16 protein-coding genes are annotated in these 20,055 nt (G+C 71.5%); 7 read left to right on the forward strand and 9 right to left on the reverse strand.

Annotation, left to right across the window (positions count from 1 at the left end):
* Positions 1-4: 4 nt before the first annotated feature.
* Entirely contained in the window at positions 5-1,660 is a 1,656-nt protein-coding gene (locus BLW32_RS13390) for an indolepyruvate oxidoreductase subunit beta family protein (RefSeq protein ID WP_074850566.1), read from the reverse strand.
* Positions 1,657-3,834: a thiamine pyrophosphate-dependent enzyme gene (locus tag BLW32_RS13395; RefSeq protein ID WP_068525712.1), complete on the reverse strand. Its 2,178-nt coding sequence runs from the start codon at positions 3,832-3,834 to the stop codon at positions 1,657-1,659. The genes BLW32_RS13390 and BLW32_RS13395 overlap by 4 nt, the downstream gene beginning before the upstream one ends.
* A 237-nt stretch (positions 3,835-4,071) precedes the next feature.
* Between BLW32_RS13395 and BLW32_RS13400 the strand changes: the two genes are divergently transcribed.
* Positions 4,072-4,839 carry a cyclase family protein gene (locus BLW32_RS13400; RefSeq protein ID WP_068741860.1) on the forward strand — a complete coding sequence of 256 codons (768 nt, stop codon included), beginning with the start codon at positions 4,072-4,074 and terminating at the stop codon, positions 4,837-4,839.
* Positions 4,840-4,852: 13 nt separating this feature from the next.
* The gene (locus BLW32_RS13405) at positions 4,853-5,944 is read left to right on the forward strand and encodes a nitrilase-related carbon-nitrogen hydrolase (RefSeq protein WP_068525714.1); all 1,092 of its coding nucleotides are present in this window, start codon (positions 4,853-4,855) and stop codon (positions 5,942-5,944) included.
* 57 nt (positions 5,945-6,001) lie between these two features.
* Here the strand turns inward: BLW32_RS13405 and BLW32_RS13410 are convergent, their stop codons facing one another.
* The 6 genes from BLW32_RS13410 to BLW32_RS13435 are packed head-to-tail and all read right to left on the reverse strand — an operon-like array spanning position 6,002 to position 13,597.
* Positions 6,002-7,324 (reverse strand): MFS transporter, encoded by a 1,323-nt coding sequence (locus tag BLW32_RS13410; protein WP_197467606.1) that lies wholly within the window; start codon positions 7,322-7,324, stop codon positions 6,002-6,004.
* Positions 7,321-9,678, reverse strand: a complete 2,358-nt coding sequence (locus BLW32_RS13415) for a bifunctional salicylyl-CoA 5-hydroxylase/oxidoreductase (RefSeq protein WP_068741858.1) — start codon at positions 9,676-9,678, stop codon at positions 7,321-7,323. The genes BLW32_RS13410 and BLW32_RS13415 overlap by 4 nt, the downstream gene beginning before the upstream one ends.
* Positions 9,679-9,707: 29 nt before the next feature.
* Positions 9,708-11,357: an AMP-binding protein gene (locus tag BLW32_RS13420; RefSeq protein WP_068741857.1), complete on the reverse strand. Its 1,650-nt coding sequence runs from the start codon at positions 11,355-11,357 to the stop codon at positions 9,708-9,710.
* Between the two features lie 13 nt (positions 11,358-11,370).
* A complete protein-coding gene (locus tag BLW32_RS13425) occupies positions 11,371-12,285 on the reverse strand; it encodes an acyl-CoA thioesterase (protein ID WP_068741856.1) in 915 nt (304 codons plus the stop codon).
* Positions 12,282-12,737, reverse strand: coding sequence for a cupin domain-containing protein (locus BLW32_RS13430; RefSeq protein WP_068525719.1), 456 nt, complete (start codon positions 12,735-12,737; stop codon positions 12,282-12,284). Before BLW32_RS13430 ends, BLW32_RS13425 begins: the two co-directional genes overlap by 4 nt.
* A 29-nt stretch (positions 12,738-12,766) precedes the next feature.
* Positions 12,767-13,597, reverse strand: coding sequence for a fumarylacetoacetate hydrolase family protein (locus BLW32_RS13435; protein ID WP_068741855.1), 831 nt, complete (start codon positions 13,595-13,597; stop codon positions 12,767-12,769).
* Positions 13,598-13,724: 127 nt separating this feature from the next.
* On the opposite strand from BLW32_RS13435, the gene BLW32_RS13440 reads away from it, so the two are divergent.
* The 5 genes from BLW32_RS13440 (at position 13,725) to BLW32_RS13460 (ending at position 18,576) form a co-directional block, all read left to right on the forward strand.
* On the forward strand, positions 13,725-14,135 hold the full coding sequence (locus BLW32_RS13440; protein WP_068525721.1) for a RidA family protein: 411 nt from the start codon (positions 13,725-13,727) through the stop codon (positions 14,133-14,135).
* A gap of 47 nt (positions 14,136-14,182) precedes the next feature.
* On the forward strand, positions 14,183-15,004 hold the full coding sequence (locus tag BLW32_RS13445; RefSeq protein WP_068525722.1) for a PaaX family transcriptional regulator: 822 nt from the start codon (positions 14,183-14,185) through the stop codon (positions 15,002-15,004).
* Positions 15,005-15,139: 135 nt separating this feature from the next.
* On the forward strand, positions 15,140-16,534 hold the full coding sequence (locus BLW32_RS13450; RefSeq protein ID WP_082791421.1) for an MFS transporter: 1,395 nt from the start codon (positions 15,140-15,142) through the stop codon (positions 16,532-16,534).
* A gap of 6 nt (positions 16,535-16,540) precedes the next feature.
* Positions 16,541-17,743, forward strand: a complete 1,203-nt coding sequence (locus BLW32_RS13455; RefSeq protein ID WP_068741854.1) for a lipase family protein — start codon at positions 16,541-16,543, stop codon at positions 17,741-17,743.
* 5 nt (positions 17,744-17,748) lie between these two features.
* On the forward strand, positions 17,749-18,576 hold the full coding sequence (locus BLW32_RS13460) for an SDR family NAD(P)-dependent oxidoreductase (protein WP_068525725.1): 828 nt from the start codon (positions 17,749-17,751) through the stop codon (positions 18,574-18,576).
* A gap of 1 nt (position 18,577) precedes the next feature.
* Here the strand turns inward: BLW32_RS13460 and BLW32_RS13465 are convergent, their stop codons facing one another.
* Complete coding sequence (locus tag BLW32_RS13465; protein WP_068741853.1) at positions 18,578-19,948, reverse strand: flavin monoamine oxidase family protein; 1,371 nt, start codon at positions 19,946-19,948, stop codon at positions 18,578-18,580.
* Positions 19,949-20,055 lie beyond the last annotated feature (107 nt).

Here is a 20,055-nt window from a genome sequence, read left to right on the forward strand (position 1 = left end):
CCCCTCAGGCCGCGGTGCGGCGCAGGGCTGCCAGTCCGTCGCGGAGCTTTCCGCCGTCCTCGTCGGCGACGGCGGCGTCCACCAGGCGACGCATCCGCGCGGCGGCGTCGGGCAGACCGCGCACCAGCTCGAGCCCCTCCATCAGTAGGCCGAAGCTGTCGACGCCGTGGGCGTGGGTCTGCCCGTAGCCCTTGAGGACCCGCGCGGCGACGATCACCTCGGTCGCGAGCGCGGGATCGGTGCGGCCCACCGACGTCACGGTGTCGAGCCACGTGTCGATGAAGACCTGCTCCCGGCCGAACCGGAGGGAGCGGGGTCGCAGGGGCCGCATCCGGGCGAGGGTGGAGAGGGTCGTGTAGCCCCAGACCGAGGTCGTGTTGATGATGAAGCCGCGGTGGCACACGGTGTCGACCGCCTTGGCGAAGGCGCGGTTGTGCTCGAGCGCGCGGCCGAGTGCGGTGGGCAGGGTGTCCGTGATCTCGTCGACCTGCGGGTGCAGGTACTCGTGGACCCGCATCACCTGCTCGTCGCCGGGCCGCACCTCGGCGCGCACGCGGTCCATGCGGCGGCCCCGTACCTTCTGCAGCGCGACGTGCACGGTGTCTTGGTAGCTCATCCACAGTGCGATGTGCCGGGCGGCCTCCACGGTGAGCCGGGCCTCCCCCTCGTGGTCGGGGTCGAGCGCGCTGATCCGCGCGACGCGGTCGAGGTAGCGGTCCGCGTAGGCGAGATCCTGGTAGACGGCGGTGCGTTCGAGACCGTGGAGGAGCATCGACGCCGCCGCCGGCGGGAAGGACCGTGCGACGCGGCGGGCACGCTCGGCGAGTGCCGGGCCGACCAGGGATTCCGGGGCCCGGACGGCGATCTCGTTACGCTCGGCCTCGCGGTCGGCCTTGAGCTCCTCCGGCGTCTTCGGCCGGCGCACCTGCAGGGTGAGCGGCACGGGCCCGCCGCCGGACGGGGCCGGCGCGGGGGCCGTCCTACGGGCGGCGTCCTCCGCGAGGCTCTCCCGCGCGCGCTCGTAGCCCGCGGCGAAGGCGGCGAGCGAGGTCTCGACGCCCTTGCCGCCCTTGCGGATCGCCTCCTCGAAGTCCTCGCGCGGGAAGGGCAGGGCGCCGCTCCCCGCGAGGGCGCCGAAGAGGGACGCACTGATGACGCTGCCGTTGTCCCGCGCGAGCGTGGCGAAATCGCCGGAGACGAGGGTCTTCGCGGCGGCGACGGCACCGTCGAGCAGGGCCGACGAATCCACTCGGCCGTCGTCGAGCGTCGACTTCTCGAGTATCGAGTAGACGCGGTTGAGGGAGGTGATGAGGGTCGTCCGGTCCGGGGTGACGAAGCCGCGCTGCACCGCGCGGCCGGCCTCCATGAGCTCGGACGCGATGAGCACGTCGACCTCGCCGGGGGTGGGCATGAGCGAGAGGATCGGGGTCTCGCGGGCGCGCCCGGATCCGCTGCGGTGCGCGACGTCCGGCGGGAACAGCTCCGCGTAGTACACGGTGGCGCCGGTGCGCTGCGCGACGCCGGCGACGGAGGTGTTCTGCGCCGTCCAGCCCTCGTCCTCGCCGAGCGAGACGATCCAGTCGGCGAGGACGCCGCCGCCCTCGCCGCCCATGGCGAGCACCGCGACGGTGATGGGCCGCTGCCCGATGGTCCAGCTCATGAGAAGGCCTCCGTGGATTCGAAGCGGGCCGCGCGTCCCTCGAGGCCGCGGCCGAGGCGCTCGGACACGGCGCCGCGCACGCGGTCGCGGATCCGGTCGACGCGAGTGGGGTTGGTGACGACGTCGGTGCGGTAGAAGGACGGGCACAGCGCCGCGGCGTGGGCGTTGTTGCCGCACACCCCGCAGCCGACGCAGGTGTCGGTGACCGCGGCGACGGGATCGGTGCGCATCGGGTCGGGGTTGGGCGCGATCGTCAGCGACGGGCAGCCCGAGATCCGCATGCATGCGTGGTCGCCGGTGCAGGTCTCCGGGTCGACGCCGAACCGCTGGGTGACGACGCGCTTTCCGGCCTTGACCGCGGCGGCCCGTTCCGGCTTCTCGCGGCGCTGCTTGTTCAGCTGGCACTCGCTCTGGGCGACGATGACCTTGGGGCCCTTCTTCTTGGTGGTGAGGGCGTCGATGAAGACGTCGCGCATCTTCGCGACGTCGAACGTGTCGGGCATGGTCCTGGCCCACTTCACGCCGACCCCGCGCACGGCCCGCTCGATCGGGTTGTTGGTGCTGCGGTCGGGCAGGATCGCGCGGGACGAGAGCAGGTCCTGACCGCCGGTCGCGGCGGCGTAGGCGTTGTCCACGACGACGAGGAGCTGGTCGGACTCGTTGAAGACGGCGTTGCCGACGCCGGAGGTGAGACCGTTGTGCCAGAAGCCTCCGTCGCCCATCACGGCGACGCCGCGCCGCCCGGCGTCCTTGCTGCTCAGTGCGGCTCCGCCGGCGGAGCCGAGGCCGTAGCCCATCGTCGTGGCTCCCAGGTTGAAGGGCTCATTGATGGCGAACAGGTGGCAGCCGATGTCGGCGCTCACGTGGTGCTCCACGCCGGTCTCGCGTTCGGCGAGCTTGAGCGCGGAGAAGATGGGCCGCTCGGGGCAACCGGTGCACAGGCCGGGCGGGCGCGGCTGCACGGCGCGACCGTCGACCCGCTCGGTGAACGGGCTGCGGGGGTCGCCCGCCGGGAGCAGGACCGCCGGGTCGCCCGTGACGAGATCGGGCGCGTACCGGCCGAGGAACTCGGCGACGCCCCTCGTCACGGCGATCGGGGTGTACTCCCCCGCCTTCGGCAGCACGTCCTTGCCGTGCAGCGCGGTGTCGAGGCCGTTGCGTCGCAGGATCGCGTTGAGATTCTGCTCGATGTAGTCGGGCTGTCCCTCCTCGAGCAGGAGGACCGCGTCCTTGTCGGCGCAGAACTCGACGATCTCCTCGTCGATCACGGGGTACGTCACGTTCATGACGTACAGCGGGACCGCAGTGTCGCCGAAGGCGTCCGAGCAGCCGAGGAGTTCGAGTGCGCGGTTGAGCGTGTTGTACAGGCCGCCCTGCACGATGAGGCCGACCCTGCCGTCCGACGGCCCGAACGTCTCGTTGAGCCCGTGCTCACGGATGTACTCCACGGCGGCGGGCCAGCGGTGAGCGATCTTCTCCTGTTCGTGCAGGAAGCTGGCGGGCGGCAGCACGACTCGGCTGACATCGCGCTTCGGGTTCTCCATCGCCTGCTCGACGGTCATCTGCGGCCGCCGGTTCTCCCGGGTGGTGAACGTGCCGTGCAGGTGGCACGAGCGCAGCCGCAGCTCCAGCATGACCGGGGTGTTGGACGCCTCCGACAGCGCGAAGCCGTGCTCCACCGCGTCCACGATGGCCGTGTGGTCGGGTCGCGGATCCAGCAGCCACATCTGCGATTTCATCGCGAAGGCGTGGGAGCGCTCCTGCATGATCGAGCTGCCCTCGCCGTAGTCCTCACCCACGATGATGAGGGCTCCGCCGGTGACTCCGCCGCTCGCGAGGTTCGCCAGGGCGTCGGACGCGACGTTGGTGCCGACCGTCGACTTGAAGGTGATCGCGCCGCGCAACGGGTAGTGCACCGAGGCGGCGAGCATCGCCGCGGCGGTCGCCTCCGAGGCGCTGTTCTCGAAGTACACGCCGTACTCGTCGAGGATCTCGCGCGCGTCGCCGAGGACGTCCATGAGGTGGCTGATCGGCGCCCCCTGGTAGCCGCCGACGTACGCGACGCCGGACTGCAGCAGCGCCTTCGTCACCGCCAGGATGCCCTCGCCCTCGAACCGGGTCCCCGGCTCCTGGCGCAGCTTGAGGACCTCTTTCGCAAAGGAGCGTTCCGCCATGCCCCGACCTGCCTTCCACGTATCACGGGCTGTGTGATGCGTCCCACGCTAGCCTCGCCGCAGGACGGGTTGAAGGGCCCGCGGTGGGCCCGCGCCGATCGGGACAGCGGGCCGTCGCGATCTGGATAGCCGGGTGGTGCGGCGCGTCCTACCGTCGGGCGCAGCCGCCGTGTTCCGACGGTGCGGCCCGCGCGGCCGCTCAGCCGATGCCGGCCCGTGCCGGGGAGAAGAGGACCCATGCTCACCGAACTCGCCACCGCCCTCGCGGGCGGCAGGATCCGGGTACTCGACCTGACCACGCCGCTCTCGGCGGACACGCCGACCCTCCGGCTGCCGGAGCCGTTCGTGAACCTCATCGACTTCAGCCTCGAGCGGGTCGCGGCGTTCGAGCCGACCGCGCCGGCGTGGCAGCACAACAACATCCACACCGGCGAGCACATCGGCACCCACGTCGACGCCCCGTGCCACTGGATCACGGGCCGCGACGGTGCCGACGTGAGCCAGTTGCCTCCGGCGCGCCTCGTCGGGCCCGCGTGCGTGATGGACTTCGCCGACCGGGCCGCGGCCGATCCGGACTGGCTGCTCGACGTCGCCGACGTTCAGGGCTGGATCGCCGAGCACGGCGCGATCCCAGAGGGCGCGTGGCTCCTGCTCCGCACGGGCTGGGATCAGTACGGCGGGGACCGCGAGCGCTTCCTCAATGTCGACGAGGGCGGCTCGCACACGCCCGGCGTCTCCGCGGCCTGCGCGCAGTGGCTCGCCGAGGAGGTCCCGATCTCCGGCTTCGGCGTCGAGACAGTGGGCATCGACGCCGGTAACGCAGCGATGCTGGAGCCGCCCTTCCCCGCGCACAACTTCCTGCTCGGCGCCGACAAGTACGGCCTCACGAGCCTGCGGAACCTGACGCAGCTGCCGCCGCAGGGCGCGGTGGTCGTGGTCTCGCCGCTGCCGATCGTCGGCGGCACGGGCTCCCCCGCCCGCGTCCTCGCCCTCGTCCAGGCCTGACCGGAGGTACTGCATGAGCGACCCGACCGGCCCGATCGAACCGTACAACGCCGTCGGCCTTATCCCCGTGTTCCGTCCGATCGCGACGCGCGCGGACATCGGCGCGAACATCGACCATCTCGAGCACCTCGCCGCGGGCGCGTTCTGGTTGTCCAATCTGGACATCCCGGTCCGCCTGCTCGCGGTCCCCGAGGGCGCGCTGCAGGGCTTCACCGACGAGATCCACGACGCCGACCACACCGACTACGCGCACACGTGCGCCATCGACATCCCGGGGCCCGAGACCGACCGGCTCGCAGACCTGGCGCGACGATGGAACGTCTTCGTCATGGGCCAGGCCAAGGCCCGGCATCCGGATTGGCCCGACCTGTTCTTCAACGTCGGCTTCGTCATCGCCCCGGACGGCGACATCGCCCTGCAGCATTACAAGCTCAATGCTCTGCTCCCGGTCGAGCGCTCGGTCTCACCGCACGACCTGTTCGACTGGTGGATCGAGAAGTACGGCCGCAGCCTGGACGCCTTCTGGCCGGTCGCGGACACCGAGATCGGGCGGCTCGGCGTCATGATGGCGATGGAGGGCAACTTTCCCGAGAACGGCCGTGGGCTGGCGCTGAACGGTGCCGAGGTGGTCTACCGCGCCTCTCTTCCCGCGCCGTTCACCGAGAACGACGTCTTCGAGATCTCCAACCGTGCACGGGCGCTCGAGAACAACATGTACGTCGTCGCGCCCAACATCGGGGGCAGCATGGAACCGGGGCAGCCCGCGATCGACGCCGGCGGCGGACGATCGATGATCGTCGACTACAAGGGGGCGATCGTCGGCAAGCAGTTCGACAGCAACGGATCCACCTTCGTCTCGGGCACCGTCAACATCGAGGCACTGCGCCATCACCGCGCGTCGGCGCAGGTGACGAACTGGCTCAAGGACGTCCGCACCGAGATGGCTCAGCTCATCTACGAGCAGCCCCTGTATCCCAAGAACCGGTACCTGGATCGGATTCCCCCGCACCACGCCGAGTTCCGGCGCGAGGTCATCGATCGGCAGATCGATCTCCTGCAGGACCGCGACGTCTGGCGGCGGCCCTTCGCCGCACCGTCGGACTGACACCAGATCGACGAGCGGCGGCGCCCCCACGGGGACGCCGCCGCTCGCGTGCGAGGGTCAGGTCCGGGCGGTGACTCTCTCCTCCGGCTCCGGGGCCTCGTCGGGCTCGCCCCGCAGAAGCGGCAGCGCGGCCACCGCGAGCGCGGCGACACCGCCGACCACTGCGAAGAACACGAAGTTGGCGCGGTAGCCGAAGCCCGCGCCCGCGATGAAGCCACCGACGATCGGACCGACGATGGCCCCGACTCGTGCGAAGGACAGCGCCATCCCCGTCGCGGCGGCGCGGACGCGGGCCGGGTAGTAGTGCGCCACCCAGCCGGTGAGCACGAGCGAGGTGGAGATCGAGCCGATGCCGGCGATGCCCACCAGGAGGTAGTTCACGACCATCGGTCCGCGGAACATCAGGGCGAGGATCCCGAGCGCACCCACCGCGTAGCAGACCACGAGGACGGGCTTCTGGCCCCGTCGGTCCGCCAGCACGCCGACGACGATCCCGCCGATCGCAGAGGCGAGCGAGAAGACGAGCAGGAACATCAGCGACGAGCCGAGGTCGTAGCCGGCCTTGCGCATGATCTGTGGCAGCCAGGTGTTGAGCCCGTAGACGAGCAGCAGACCGCAGAACAGGGCGACCCAGAAACAGGCGGTGGCCAGGCGGTACCGTGGAGAGAAGACGACGCGCAGGGCGCTGAGGAAGCCCTCCGACTCTCCGTCGGCCGGAGGCGCCTGGGCGACCGCACCGGGTGAGGGCTCGATCCCCAGTCGCCGGGCCTCGGCGGCGGCGCGATCGGTCTGCCCGCTCGCCGCGAGCTGCTCGATCGACGGCGGCAGTGCGACGGCGAGGACCGGCACCAGGATCACGGCGCCGAAGCCGAGGCCCATCACCCAGCGCCAGCCGAGGGCGTCGAGGGACAGCACGGCGACGAGCGCTGCGAGCATGATCCCCAGCGAGTAGCCGGAGTACATGATCCCGTAGTTCATCGACTTCTTGGCCGGCGGCGAGAACTCGATGGTGTACGCGGCGGCGATCGGGATGACGCCGCCGAGGCCGAGGCCGCCGATGAATCGGAACAGTCCGAGGACCTCGGGGCTCGGCGCCAGCGCGACGCCGAGTTGCGGCAGTGCGCACAGCGCCACGGCGACGAGCAACATGTTCTTGCGCCCGACCCGGTCGGCCAGCACGCCGATCGTGGTGGCGCCGATCAGCATGCCGACCAGCGACCAGGCCGCGAGGCCGCCGATCTCGACCGCGCTGAGCGACCAGGGCTCGTAGGCGAGCAGGCCCGGCACCACGGCGCCGAAGACACCGACGTCGTAGCCCTCGGCGAGGATCGCGAGCCAGCAGCAGAGCAGGACGCGGCGGGTCACCGCGGCGGGGATCACGGGGTCCACCGCACGTGTGCGGCCGGCTCTGGCTCCTCGTCGCGGAGCAGCGCGAGCCGCGGCCGGACGGCGTCGGTGCGGGCGCTCGGCGGCTTGCGGTTGCCAGCCCGGAACTGGTCGGGCCACTCGGCGCCCGGTCCGGCGTACTCCTGGTCCGCGGCGGCGTGCAGAGTCCACTGCGGGTCGTACAGGTGGGCGCGGCCGAGTGCGCACAGGTCCGCGCGGCCCGCGAGCAGGATCGAGTTGACGTCGTCGTACGACGAGATCGCGCCCACGGCGACCACCTTCACCCCTGCGGGCCCGGCGACCTCGTTGCGGATGCGGTCCGCGTACGGGGTCTGGTAGCTGCGTCCGAAGGCGGGCCGCTCGTGCTTGGCGACCTGACCGGTGGAGACGTCGACGAGGTCCACGCCGTGCTCGCAGAAGGCGCGGGCGATCTCGAGGGCTTCGTCGATGTCGTTGCCGTCCGGGATCCAGTCGGTGGCCGAGAGCCGCACGGAGATCGGCCGGTCGGCGGGCCAGGCGGCGCGGACGGCGTCGAAGACCTCCAGCGGGAAGCGGAGCCGGTTCACCACGGAACCGCCGTACTCGTCGGTGCGGGTGTTCGAGATCGGAGAGAGGAACGAGGAGATCAGGTAGCCGTGGCCGGCGTGGAACTCGAGCAGGTCGAAGCCGGCGTCGGCGCCGCGGCGCGCGGCGTCGGCGAACTCCCGGACGACGCGATCCATGTCGGCGCGGGTCATCTCGCGGGGTACGGCGCTGTTCGGCCCGTAGGGCAGCGCCGACGGTGCCATGACCTCCCAGTTGCCGTCGTCCAGCGGGTCGTCGATGCCCTCCCACATGAGTTTGGTCGAGCCCTTGCGCCCTGAATGGCCCAGCTGCAGGCCGATCTTCGCGCCGGAGTACGCGTGGACCGCGTCGACCACCCGCCGCCACGCCTCGCGCTGCTCGTCCGTGTACAGACCCGTGCAACCGGGGGTGATCCGGCCGTCGGCGGAGACGCACACCATCTCGGTCATCACCAGGCCGGCGCCGCCGAGCGCCTTCGAACCGAGGTGCATGACGTGGAAGTCGTTCGGTAGGCCGTCGACGGCGGAGTACATGTCCATGGGCGAGACCACGATCCGGTTCTTCAGGCGCAGGTCGCCGATCGTCACGGGGTGGAACATCGCCGGGGTCTGCGGGCCGGCGCCGGTTCCGGCTCCGAAGGAGCGCACGACTCGGTCGGCGAAGTCGGCGTCGCGGAGGCGGAGGTTGTCGAAGGTGATGCGGCGGCTGCGGGTGAGCAGGTTGAAGGTGAACTGCACCTGCTCCTGCTCGCGGTAGGTGCCGATGGTCTCGAACCACTCGAGCGAGGCCTGCGCCGCGCGCTGCGTCGACTCGACGACGGGCCGCCGCTCCTCCTCGTAGACCTTGAGCGCAGTGCCCAGGTCGCCGTTCTCGTGCAGGCACGCGACCAGCGAGAGCGCGTCCTCCATCGCCAGCTTGGTGCCGGAACCGATGGAGAAGTGCGCCGTGTGTGCGGCGTCGCCGAGCAGGACCAGATTGCGGTGCACCCAGCTGGTGTTGCGGACGGTCGTGAACGTGATCCACTGCGAGTTGTTGGCGAGGATACGACTGCCGCCGAGGTAGGGCGCGAAGATCTCCCCGATCCGGGCGATCGCGGCGTCGTCGTTCTCGCCGGGCGCGAAGGCGCGGCCCTCAGTCGCGTCGAAGCCGGCGCGCCGCCAGACGTCCTCCGCCATCTCGACGATGAACGTGCTGCCCTGGTCCGAATAGGGGTAACCGTGGATCTGCATCGTGCCCCACTCGGTGTCCTCCACGATGAAGGTGAAGGCCTCGAAGACCTTGTCGGTACCGAGCCACATGTACTTGCACCGGCGGCGATCCAGATCGGGTTCGAAGCCCTCGGCGAAGCGCGACCGCGCCGCGGAGTTCAGCCCGTCGGCGGCGAGCACCAGGTCGTGCGTCGCCATGAGCTCCTCGACGTCGGGGGCCGGCGTCGCGAATCGCGCGTCGACCCCGAGGTCGAGGCAGCGGCGCTGCAGCAGCGCGAGGAGGTCGTGTCGGTTCATCGCGGCGAAGCCCTGGCCGCCCACGGTGTTCCACCGACCGCGGTAGTGCACGTCGATGTCCGTCCACCGGGCGAAGAGCGATTCCATCTGCCCGTAGATCACCGGGTCGGCGTTCTCGATGCCGCCGAGTGTCTCGTCGGAGAACACGACGCCGAAGCCGAAGGTGTCCTCGGCGCGGTTCCGCTCGAACAGGGTGATCTCGTGGGCGGGGTCGAGCTGTTTCATCAAGGCGGAGAAGTAGAGGCCGCCGGGGCCGCCGCCGATCACTGCGATCTTCATCTGTCGTCCTTCGTGCTCAGGTGGGCGGGTCAGCCGCGGACCGCGGCGTCGGCCTCGCGGGCCAGTTGTTCTCGGAGCCGGAAGTGCTGGAGCTTGCCGGAGGGGTTGCGGGGCAGGGCGTCCACGAAGCGGACGTCCCGCGGGTACTTGTAGGGCGCGAGGCGGGCCTTCACGCCGTCCTGGATCCGCCGCACCATCGCCGCGCCGCCATCCTCGCCGTCGCGCAGCACGACGAACGCGCACACGACGGCGCCGCGCTCGGTGTCGGGCCGGCCGACGACGGCGGCCTCGACGACGGCGTCGTCGGCGCAGATCGCCGCCTCGACCTCGGGGCCGCCGATGTTGTAGCCGGAGGAGACGATCATCGAGTCGGACCGGGCCTGGAAGCGGAACGTGCCGTCGGCGTCGCGGACGACGGTGTCGCCCGTGACGTTCCAGCCGTCCACCACGTAGCCGAGCTGCCGGGCATCGTCGAGGTAGCGGCAGCCCGTGGGGCCGATGGCGGCGAGGCGCCCCGCGACGCCCGGGCCGACCTCCTCGTCGTCCGGGCCGAGCACCGTGGCGCGGTAGCCGGGCACGGGATGGCCGAGTGCTCCGGCGACGGTGCGGCCGGGTGCGGTGGAGAGGAAGACGTGCAGCAGCTCGGTGCAGCCGATGCCGTTGACCAGCTCGAGGCCGCACTCGTCGCGGACCAGGTCGAAGGTCTCGTCCGACAGGTGTTCGCCGGCGGAGACGCCGACGCGGACGCCGCGGAGTAGGCCCGCGCCGCCGCTGCGGATGATCGCGCGGTACGCGGTAGGGGCGGTGAACAGGACCGTCACGCCGTGTTCGGCGACCACCTCCGCGAGCCGCACCGGTGTGGCCCGTTCGGTGAGGACGCTGCTCGCCCCGAAGCGCAGGGGGAAGACGACCAGCCCGCCGAGACCGAACGTGAAGGCGAGCGGCGGCGATCCCGCGAAGACGTCGTCCGGCGCCGGCCGGAGCACGTGTCGCGCGAAGGTGTCGGCGTTCGCCAGGACGTCGCGGTGGAAGTGCATGGTGATCTTCGGCCGGCCGGTGCTGCCCGAGGTCGGGCACAGCAGCGCGACGTCGTCGGCGGCCGTCGCCACGGGCGTGAAGGCACCGTCGTGCCGCGCGGCGCGCGCCTCGAGCCGATCGGGGTCGTCGCCGCCGATGAGGACCAGCGCGGCGCCGGATCCGCTGCGCTGCAGCGCCTCGCGGAGGTCGGGTGCTGCGGCCGCCCCGCTGAGGCAGACGGCGGGGGTGGTCCGCTCCAGGAGGTCCACGAGCTCCGTGGGGCGGAGCATCGGCATGGTGGTGACGAGCACGGCGCCGGCCTTGAGGGCGCCGAGCCAGGCGGCCACGAGCCACGGGGTGTTGCCCTCGCGGAGCAGGACCCGGTTGCCTGGCCGCACGCCGAGCTCGTCGATGAGGACCTGCGCGACCCGGTCGGACACGGCGCGGAGATCCTCGTACGTCCAGACGAGGCCCTCGGGGGTGCGGATCGCGGGCCGCGCCCCGAATCGCTGCGCGCCCTCGTCGATGAGGGCCACGGCGGCGTTGAGCCGGTCGGGGTACTGCAGTTCGGGCAGCGTGAACTCGAGCGTCGGCCACTGCTCCGGCGGCGGCAGGTGGTCGCGGGCGAAGGTGTCCTCGTGGGCGCTGGGCGACAGGGTCATCGTCGGCCTTCCGTCACTGCGCGAGCAGCCCCTCCTGGCACACGGTGGCCAGGTGGGTGCCCTTGCGGTCGTGGAAGCGGCCCGTGTTGAGGCCGCGGGAGGAGCCGACGTTGACCGACTCCTGCGAGTAGAGCACCCAGTCGTCCAGGCGCGCGGGGCGGTGGAACCACATCGCGTGGTCGAGGCTGGCGGTGCGCAGACCCTCGTCCGACCAGGACGCGCCCAGCGCCCGCAGCGAGGGCTCGAGGATCGTGTAGTCGCAGCAGTAGGCCAACGCGATGTCGTGCACCGTCTGCTCCTCGGGAAGATCCGAGAAGGCCTTGATCCACACCGCCTGGCGCGGGACGCGGTCCCGGTCGCCGGGGAGGTAGATCGGGTCGGGCACATGCCGCATCTCGAAACTGCGGCCGTGCGACCAGTAGTCGGTGTCGGCCCCCTCGCGGCCCGCGAGGGCCTCGGCCGAACTCGGGAGGCTCTCCGGGTCGGGAACGCCCACGAGAGCGGTCGTCGTGACCTCGCCGACGAGCGGCGGACCGGGCACCTCGGTCCCGTCTGCTCCGGCGGCGAAGGAGGCGTAGCAGGTGTAGATCACCTTGCCGCCCTGCAGGCCGCGTACGTGCCGGGTGGCGTATCCCCGCCCGTCGCGGAGGATCTCGACCTCGTAGCGGACGTCGCCGCCGATCTCGGCCGGGCGGAGGAAGTAGCTGTGGGCCGAGTGCACGGTCTTGCCCTCGACCGTGGCGCACGCCGCGGCCACCGCCTGCGCCACGAGGTCGCCGCCGTAGGCCTTGGGCCACGGGACGTACTGGGTAGTGGCCGTGAACGCGCGGTGCCCCGCGGGGGCGTCGTCGGCCTCGGTGAGGCGCACCGCGTCGAGGAAGCGTGCGGAATCGGCCACGTTGCTGGTGAACTCGTCGACGGTGGTCATGCGCGGCGGTACCCCTCGAGCGCGGCGTCGTCGACATCGTCGAGGTTGACGACGATGTTCTCCGGCGTGCGGCAGGTCAGCCAGACGAGGTCGTCGGTGACGGACATGTTCGCCTCGACGTGGGGCATGTAGGGCGGCACGAAGACCCAGTCCCCCTCGGTCATGTCGGTGTACTGGGCGTAACCCTCGCCGTAGTAGATCCGGCCGTGGCCCGAAAGGACGTAGCCGCCGGTCTCGGCCTCGCCGTGGTGGTGCGGCAACGACCGGTAGCCGGGCTTGTTGCGCACCTGGCCGTACCAGATCTTCGTGGCAGGCGTGTGCTGGACGCTGACGCCGGAGACGCGGATGCAGTCGCCGGACTGGGCGGTGTCGGTGCTCTCGGCGCCGTGGCGGGTGACGACGGGGACGTCGCCGGTGGGCAGGAGCGCGGGATCGACGATCTGTTCGGTCATGGGCTTCGCCTTTCTGGTGGTGGGTGCGGTCAGGACGAGATGCGGATGGTGTTGCGCAGGAGCCCGATCCCCGAGATCTCCGTCTCCAGGACCTGCCCGTCGGTGAGGAAGCGCTGGGGATCGCGGCCCGCGCCCACGCCGGCCGGGGTACCGGTGAGCACCAGATCGCCAGGGCGCAGGCGGGTGAATCGCGAGGCGTGGTGCAGCAGTTCGGCAGGTGGGAAGAGCAGGTCGTCGAGCGGCGCGTGCTGCACGGACTCGCCGTCGACGCGGCAGGTCACGGTGTGCTCGACGGGGTCGAAGGCGTCGGCGGTGACGACGACCGGACCGATGGGCGTCGTGGCGTCCCACGACTTCCCGGAGAGCCACTGCGTGGTGGCCCACTGTCGGTCGCGGAGGGAGACGTCGTTGCTCACGGTGTAGCCGGCGATCGCCGCGGCGCATTCGGCGACGGAGGCGCGGCGCAGGTCCGCGCCGACGACGACGGCGAGTTCGGCCTCCCAGTCGAGCTTCTCGGTGTCACCTGCGGAGAGGGCGACGTCGGCGTCGGGGCCGACGAGCGTATCGGCCCACTTCGCGAAGAAGGTGGGCACGGCGGGCACGCCCCGCCCCATCTCCTCGATGTGCGCGCGAAAGTTCAGTCCGCAGCACAGCACCTTGCCCGGGGCGAGGATCGGCGCGAGCGGGCGTGCTGAGGACGGGAGCGGTGCGCCCTCGTCCGCGGCGCGGCGGGCCGCGGCGCGCCAGTCCTCCCGGCGCAGGAGCTCGTCGACACTCGCGGCGTCGGTGCACCGCGCGCCGTCTCCGACGTCCACCGTGGCGACCGTCCCGTCGCCGAGCCGATGGGTTGCGAGCCTCATTCGAGCGCCTCCGGAAGTCGTATATAGCGTTTCTGACGGCCGTCAGATAGGCTGAATGTAGCACGGATCACACACCGGGACCAGACCCCACTTCTCCACCGATCCGCCTCTGCACGAAAGGAACCCCATGCCCGCCAAGGTCACCGTCAATCCCCCGCAGCTCGCCGTCCCCCGCGGCTTCGCGCACGGCACGCGCGTCGGGAACACGCTCCACCTCGGCGGACAGACCGCCATGGACGCCGACGGCGCGATCGTGCCCGGAGGCATCGTCGAGCAGTTCCGCCGCGCCTTCTCGAACGTGCTCGCGACCGTGGCCGAGGCGGGTGGCACGCCCGACGACCTGGTGTCGGTGACCATCTACCTCACCGACGTGCAGGACTACCAGCGCAACGGCAGGGAGATCGGCCGCATCTGGCGCGAGCTCGCGGGCGACCACTACCCCGCCATGGCCGGGATCGGCATCAGCGAGCTGTGGCAGCCCGAAGCGCTGATCGAGATCGCGGGCATCGCCGAGATCGGATCGGGCGCACGGGGGTAACCTCGCGGGGAGCCCGCGCCCGCGCCGCGCGGCACCGAGGAGGGGCGATGACGGAGGCAGTGCGACCGCAGCCGCTGGTGCGCGACCTCATCGTGTCGCTGTTCGGGCTCTACGGCCGCGGCGCGGAGCCGCTCCCCATCTCCCAGATCATCGCCCTGATCGGCACCGCCGGGCCGGACGAGCAGTCCGTGCGCTCCAGCGTCTCCCGGATGAAGTCCCGGGGCCTCCTCGACGCCGCGACGCCGGGCCACTACCGCCTCGCGGGGCGCCGCGCCGCGGCCTTCGAGGCCGGCGACAGCCGGATCTTCGGCGATCACCCGTACGACCCCGCCGCGCCGTGGGCCCTCGCCGTCTTCTCCGTGCCCGAGTCCCAGCGCGCGCGCCGCGTGCTGTTGAAGAAGACCCTGGGAGAGATGGGCTTCGGCGTCGTCGGCGCCAGCGTGTACATCGCCCCGTCGGGGATCGGCGCGGAGGCCCGAGCGCGCCTGAGCCAGCTCGATCTCGACGGCTATGTGGAATGGTTCGACCTGCATCCCCCGGCCTCGGACCGGCTCCGCGCAGAGGCCGGCGGCTGGTGGGACCTCGACGCCCTCGCCGACGAGTACCGCACGTTCCTCGCCGAGTTCACCCCCGTCCGTGTCCGGTGGGACACGGAACCGGGGCCGGACGCGGAGGCCTTCGCCGATCACCTCCACCTGGTCACGGCGTGGCGCGACCTGCCCTACCGGGACCCCGGCCTGCCCACTGCTGCGCTGCCCGATGATTGGCCCGGTGCACCCGCCCGTGAGCTCTTCCTCCACCTGCGCGGCGCGCTCGCCGAACCCGCGGCCAGATTCGCGGGCCACGCCGACCTGGAGCGGCGCGACTGATCACACCGAGCACTGCACGCCGGTGACCGATCGACACGCCGGTACCGCGCGCCTCATTGTTAGGATTGCTACCTGCCCGCCGCCGATCACGAAGGCATCACCCTGTCCGAGCCCTATCCCCGTGCTGCCGTCGCGGTGCTGTGCGCCGCGGGCATCGTCGTCGCCCTCATGCAGACGATCATCGTGCCGCTCATCCCCCAGCTCCCGGGGATGCTGGGCACGACCCCGACCAATGCGTCGTGGACCCTTACGATCACGCTGCTCGTCGGCGCGGTCGGCACTCCCATCGCCGGGCGACTGGGCGACATGTTCGGTAAGCGCCGGGTGCTGCTCGGCACCATGGCCGCGGTCGCGCTGGGATCCACCGTGTGCGCGCTCGCGACGGCCTTCCTCCCGTTCCTCATCGGACGGGGCCTGCAGGGCCTCGGCATCGGCGCGATCGCCGTCGGCATCAGCATCCTGCGCGACATCGTCCCCGCGGTGCGGCTCGGCTCCGCAGTGGGCACCATGAGCGCCTCGCTCGGCGTCGGAGGTGCCCTGGGCCTGCCCTTCGCCGCGTCGATCGCGCGGCACGTCAGCTGGCACGCCCTGTTCTGGGCGTGCGCGCTCGCCGCGGTGGTGTGCGGCGCGGCGATCCTGCGGTCCGTGCCGGAGGGCCCGGCCGACCCCGGCGGCAGCTTCGACGCCATCGGCACCGTCGGCCTCACGGCGGTCCTGACCTTCGTCCTGCTCCCCCTGTCGAAGGCCGCCGAATGGGGCTGGACCGACCCGCTGACGCTGGGGCTCTTCGCGGCCTTCGTCGTGACGGGCGCCGCGTGGTGGCGGTACGAGCTGCGCACCCCGAACGCGCTCATCGACGTGCGGACGCTCCTGCACCGGCCGATCCTGCTCACCAACGCGGCGTCGATCGCCACCGGTTTCGCCTTCTACGCGATGCAGATGATGCCGATCCAGCTGCTCATGGCGCCGGAGCAGAGCCCCGCCGGGCTGGGGCTCGGCATGGTCGCGGCCAGCCTCGTCCTGATGCCGAGCGGGCTGGTGATGTTCGCCTTCTCCCGCGTCAGCTCGTGGATCACCGACCGCCGGGGCGCACGGATCTCGCTCGCCGTCGGCGCCGTCGTCATCGCCGGCGGCTACCTGGTGCTGCTCCTGGCGATCGCCGGGCCGTGGACCGTGCACTGGGCCTGGATCCTGGCGTCGAGCGCGCTCGTCGGAGCCGGGCTCGGCATCGCCTATTCGGCGATGCCCGCGCTGATCATGGCCGTCGTGCCGGTCGAGCAGACCGGCGAGGCCAACGGCGTCAACGCGCTCATGCGCTCGGTCGGCACGTCGATGGCGACCGCAGTCGTCGCGATGGTGCTCACGGGCGCCACCGTCGTCACCGCGACCCCGGCGGGGCCGGTCGAAACGCCGTCGACCGGCGCATACACCGCAACGATCCTGCTGTGCCTCGTCGTCTGCGCCGTCGCCGCGGCATGCTCGCTCGCGATCCCGCGCCGGCCGGCGGCGGAGGCGCCCCGCGACTGTTAGGTTGCAGTGGTGCCGATCACGCCGTCCGCCCTGCCCCGCGCGGTGACGAGCCGCGTCGGCGGCCTGCTCCGGGGCCTCGCGACCCCCGACCCCGTCACGCCCATCGGGCCGCCGAACTGGTCCGGCCTCGACGCGCGTGAGCACGCGGGCCCCGCGATGCCGCCCGGCAGCCCGATCGACCGGGTGCCGCTGGCCGCGGAGCTGAGCCTCGACGAGGCCGCTGAGGCGTACCGCTTCCTCTACTCCACCACCAACCAGCACGGGGCCGCCGTGAGCACGGCCGCGCTGTTCCTGCCCGCCGGCGACGCCCCCGAGGGCGGGTGGCCGGTGATCGCGTGGGCGCACGGCACCGTCGGGCTGTGCGACGACGCGACCCCCTCGGCCCAGCCCCAGTCCGAGCGGCAGCAGTTCTACCTGGGGCACTGGCTGCGGCACGGCTACGCCGTTGTCGCCACCGACTACGCCGGCATGGGCACCCCGGGCCTGATGAGCTACCTGAACGGGAAGGTCGAGGCGCACAACCTCATCGACTCGGTCCAGGCCGCCGGGCGGCTGGGGCTCCCCCTGGCCCGACGGTGGGCCCTCGTCGGGCAGTCCCAGGGCGCCGGGGCCGCCATGAACGGTGCCCGCTACGCCGCCGAGTTCGGCGCTGAGTACGGCCTCGACCTGCGCGGGACCGTCGCGACCGGCACCCCCGCGAACATCGAGCGGGTCGCGCAGTTCCTGCGGCCCTCGTTCCCGCCGATCGTGCTGCCGCCGCTGACCAACGTCTACGCGGCGTACATCCTCGCCGGCATCCGCGACGCGCGCCCCGACCTCGGGATCGACGGGCTGCTCAGCGACGAGGGCCGGCGGATCGTGGACCTGTCCGAGCGGCTGAGCCTGTACGACACCCGCGAGGCGGTGCGCGGCGCGAAGATCAGCACGTGGGTGACCGCCCCGTTGCGCACAGTTCCCGGCGTCTACGACGCGCTGCACGCGCACATGGGCACGCCGACGCAGGGGTACGACCGGCCGATCTTCCTCGGCCACGGCCTGACCGACATCGACGTGCCGGTCGCCTCCGGGCTCTCGCTCGCCGCAGCGCTCGCGCTGCACCGCCAACCCGTCACGCTCAAGCTGTACCCCACCGACCACTTCGGCACCGTGTACGCGGCCGCCGACGACGCCGCCGCCTTCCTGGCGCGGATCATGGAGAACCAGGAGTAGATCGAATGAAGGACTTCCACGGCAAGGTCGCCGTCGTCACGGGCGTCGCGTCCGGAATGGGCCGCGAGCTGGCTCTGGAGCTCGCCCGGCAGGGCGCGAAGCTCTCACTGTGCGACTACGACGCCGCGGGCCTCGAGGCGACCGCGGCGGACGCCCGCGCCCTGGGCGCCGAGGTGCACACCAAGGTCGTCAACGTCGGCGAGCGCGAGCAGATCCTCGCGTACGCGGACGAGGTCGCCGAGCACTACGGCGTGGTCAACCTCGTGTTCAACAACGCCGGGATCGCGCACCACGCGAGTGTCGAGAAGACCTCCTTCAAGGACTACGACCGCCTGATGGACGTCGACTTCTGGGGCGTGGTGAACAGCTCCAAGGCGTTCCTGCCGCACCTCATCGCCTCGGGCGACGGGCACATCGCCAACACCAGCTCGATCTTCGGCCTCTTCGGCGTCGGCGGGCAGAGCGCCTACAACGCCGCGAAGTTCGCGGTCCGCGGCTTCACCGAGGCGTTGCGGATCGAGATGCTCTCGAGCGGGCACAACGTGGGCGTGAGCTGCGTGCACCCGGGCGGCATCAAGACCGACATCTGCAACAACGCCACCGTCGCCGAGGGGCAGGATCAGGCCGCCTTCGCCGACTTCTTCAACAAGCACCTCGCGCGCACCAGCGCCGCCTCGGCGGCCCGGACCATTCTGCACGGGGTCAAGAAGAACCACGGCCGCATCCTCATCGGACCCGATGCCGTCGCGCTCGACCTGCTCGTCCGGGTCACCGGCTCCGGGTACCAGCGCCTCATGTCCTTCGTCGACGGTCAGCAGTCCCGCTTCCTCTGAGTCACCGGGCCCGCTGGGCGAGGATCTCCTCGGCGGCGCGCCGGCCGGAGCGGATAGCGCCGTCCATGTAGCCGTTCCAGCGGCTCGCGGTCTCCGCGCCCGCCCAGTGGATCCGACCGACAGGCGCGGCGAGGGCGTGACCGTACTGGGTCCACACGCCGCAGCCGAGCCGGCCGCCGTAGCAGCCGCGGCTGAACTCCTCGGCGCACCAGTCCATCTCGACGTAGTCGAAGGGTGTCGCCGCCTGCGGGCCGAAGTACTTCACCAGGGCGCCGAGGACCAGATCGCGCCGCTCGGCCGGAGTGAGTCGTTCCGCGGCCCGAGCGTGCGCCCCCTCGAGGAAGCCGACGAGGACGCCGCAGCTCGCGTCCTGCGGGGAGTTGTCGAGGACCACATTGAAAGCGTCGTCGAGGCTGATGACGAAGCCGCTGAGCCCCTCCTCGCGCCAGAAGGGGCGGTCGTAGCCGACCTGCACCTTGATCACCGAGCCGGCGGGGATCTGCTGAGTCAGTCCGTCGCGGGAAGAGGGCAGCGCCGGCAGGTAGCGGATACGGCCGGCGAGGGTCGGCGGAATCGCGACGACCACCTCGTCGGCGGTGAGCGCGCCGCCGGGCGTGCCGTCGGCGTTCTCGTAGGCGACGGTGACGCCCCCGTCGTCCTGCGTGATCGTGCGGACCACGGCGCCGAGGACGACCGACTCCCCCAGCTGCTCCGCCATCCGCTCCGAGATCAGGTGCGTCCCCCCGACCACCCGGGAGTCCTGCGCACCCTTCCCGGTGGTGAGCAGCATCGCCAGACTGGTCCCCGAACGGATGTAGGCCAGGAAGTGCAGGAACGAGAGCTCGGCCGTCTCGGCGGAGAAGACGGCCGGCACGATGATCCGGAAGAAGCTGCGCGCCATCGCGTTCTGGGTGTTCGCGCCCACCCAGGTGTCGACGTTGTGTCGGTCGAGATCGGCGGCACCGTCGGCGTCCCACGGCGCGGCCGGGTCGACGCCCGCGGCGAGGGTCTCGATGGCCACCCACAGCCGCCCGACCTCCGCGAGCGACACCTCGTCGAGACCGAAGCTCTCGTCGGCGTACCGGACGGCGCGCCCGTCCACGAAGGTGATCGCGTCACCGTCGTCGTAGGAGGGGAAGGTCTCCAGCCCGAGCTCGGCCACGAGATCGAGCGCGGCGGTCTGGTCGGGGCCGATCCACTGCCCGCCCAGCTCCACGGGCGTCCCGTTGCTGAGGAGACCACCGTGGTTGCGGCCGGCGACGCGATCCCGCGCCTCGAGCACCCGCACCGTCCGCCCCTCGGCCGTCAGGCACCGCGCTGCCGAGAGGCCCGCCAGACCGGCGCCCACCACGATCACGTCCACATCCGTCATGTCCCGCTCCCTCATCTCAGTCAGTTGTATGACTTGGTCACGTACTGTAAGCCGAGTCACACCCCTGTGTCGAGGCCTCGACCGGAATCCGGTGTGCTTTGCTGGAC

This window comes from Tsukamurella tyrosinosolvens (genome assembly GCF_900104775.1).
GTDB classification, from domain to species: Bacteria; Actinomycetota; Actinomycetes; order Mycobacteriales; family Mycobacteriaceae; genus Tsukamurella; species Tsukamurella tyrosinosolvens.

Excerpts from the sequence above, each read along its gene's own strand:
- BLW32_RS13435 (WP_068741855.1), bottom strand. The coding sequence starts at position 13,597 with ATGAGGCTCGCAACCCATCGGCTCGGCGACGGGACGGTCGCCACGGTG.
- BLW32_RS13420 (WP_068741857.1), bottom strand. The coding sequence starts at position 11,357 with ATGACCCTGTCGCCCAGCGCCCACGAGGACACCTTCGCCCGCGACCAC.
- BLW32_RS13440 (WP_068525721.1), top strand. The coding sequence starts at position 13,725 with ATGCCCGCCAAGGTCACCGTCAATCCCCCGCAGCTCGCCGTCCCCCGC.
- BLW32_RS13395 (WP_068525712.1), bottom strand. The coding sequence starts at position 3,834 with ATGGCGGAACGCTCCTTTGCGAAAGAGGTCCTCAAGCTGCGCCAGGAG.
- BLW32_RS13425 (WP_068741856.1), bottom strand. The coding sequence starts at position 12,285 with ATGACCACCGTCGACGAGTTCACCAGCAACGTGGCCGATTCCGCACGC.
- BLW32_RS13415 (WP_068741858.1), bottom strand. The coding sequence starts at position 9,678 with ATGAAGATCGCAGTGATCGGCGGCGGCCCCGGCGGCCTCTACTTCTCC.
- BLW32_RS13465 (WP_068741853.1), bottom strand. The coding sequence starts at position 19,948 with ATGACGGATGTGGACGTGATCGTGGTGGGCGCCGGTCTGGCGGGCCTC.
- BLW32_RS13390 (WP_074850566.1), bottom strand. The coding sequence starts at position 1,660 with ATGAGCTGGACCATCGGGCAGCGGCCCATCACCGTCGCGGTGCTCGCC.
- BLW32_RS13445 (WP_068525722.1), top strand. The coding sequence starts at position 14,183 with ATGACGGAGGCAGTGCGACCGCAGCCGCTGGTGCGCGACCTCATCGTG.
- BLW32_RS13400 (WP_068741860.1), top strand. The coding sequence starts at position 4,072 with ATGCTCACCGAACTCGCCACCGCCCTCGCGGGCGGCAGGATCCGGGTA.
- BLW32_RS13430 (WP_068525719.1), bottom strand. The coding sequence starts at position 12,737 with ATGACCGAACAGATCGTCGATCCCGCGCTCCTGCCCACCGGCGACGTC.
- BLW32_RS13460 (WP_068525725.1), top strand. The coding sequence starts at position 17,749 with ATGAAGGACTTCCACGGCAAGGTCGCCGTCGTCACGGGCGTCGCGTCC.
- BLW32_RS13405 (WP_068525714.1), top strand. The coding sequence starts at position 4,853 with ATGAGCGACCCGACCGGCCCGATCGAACCGTACAACGCCGTCGGCCTT.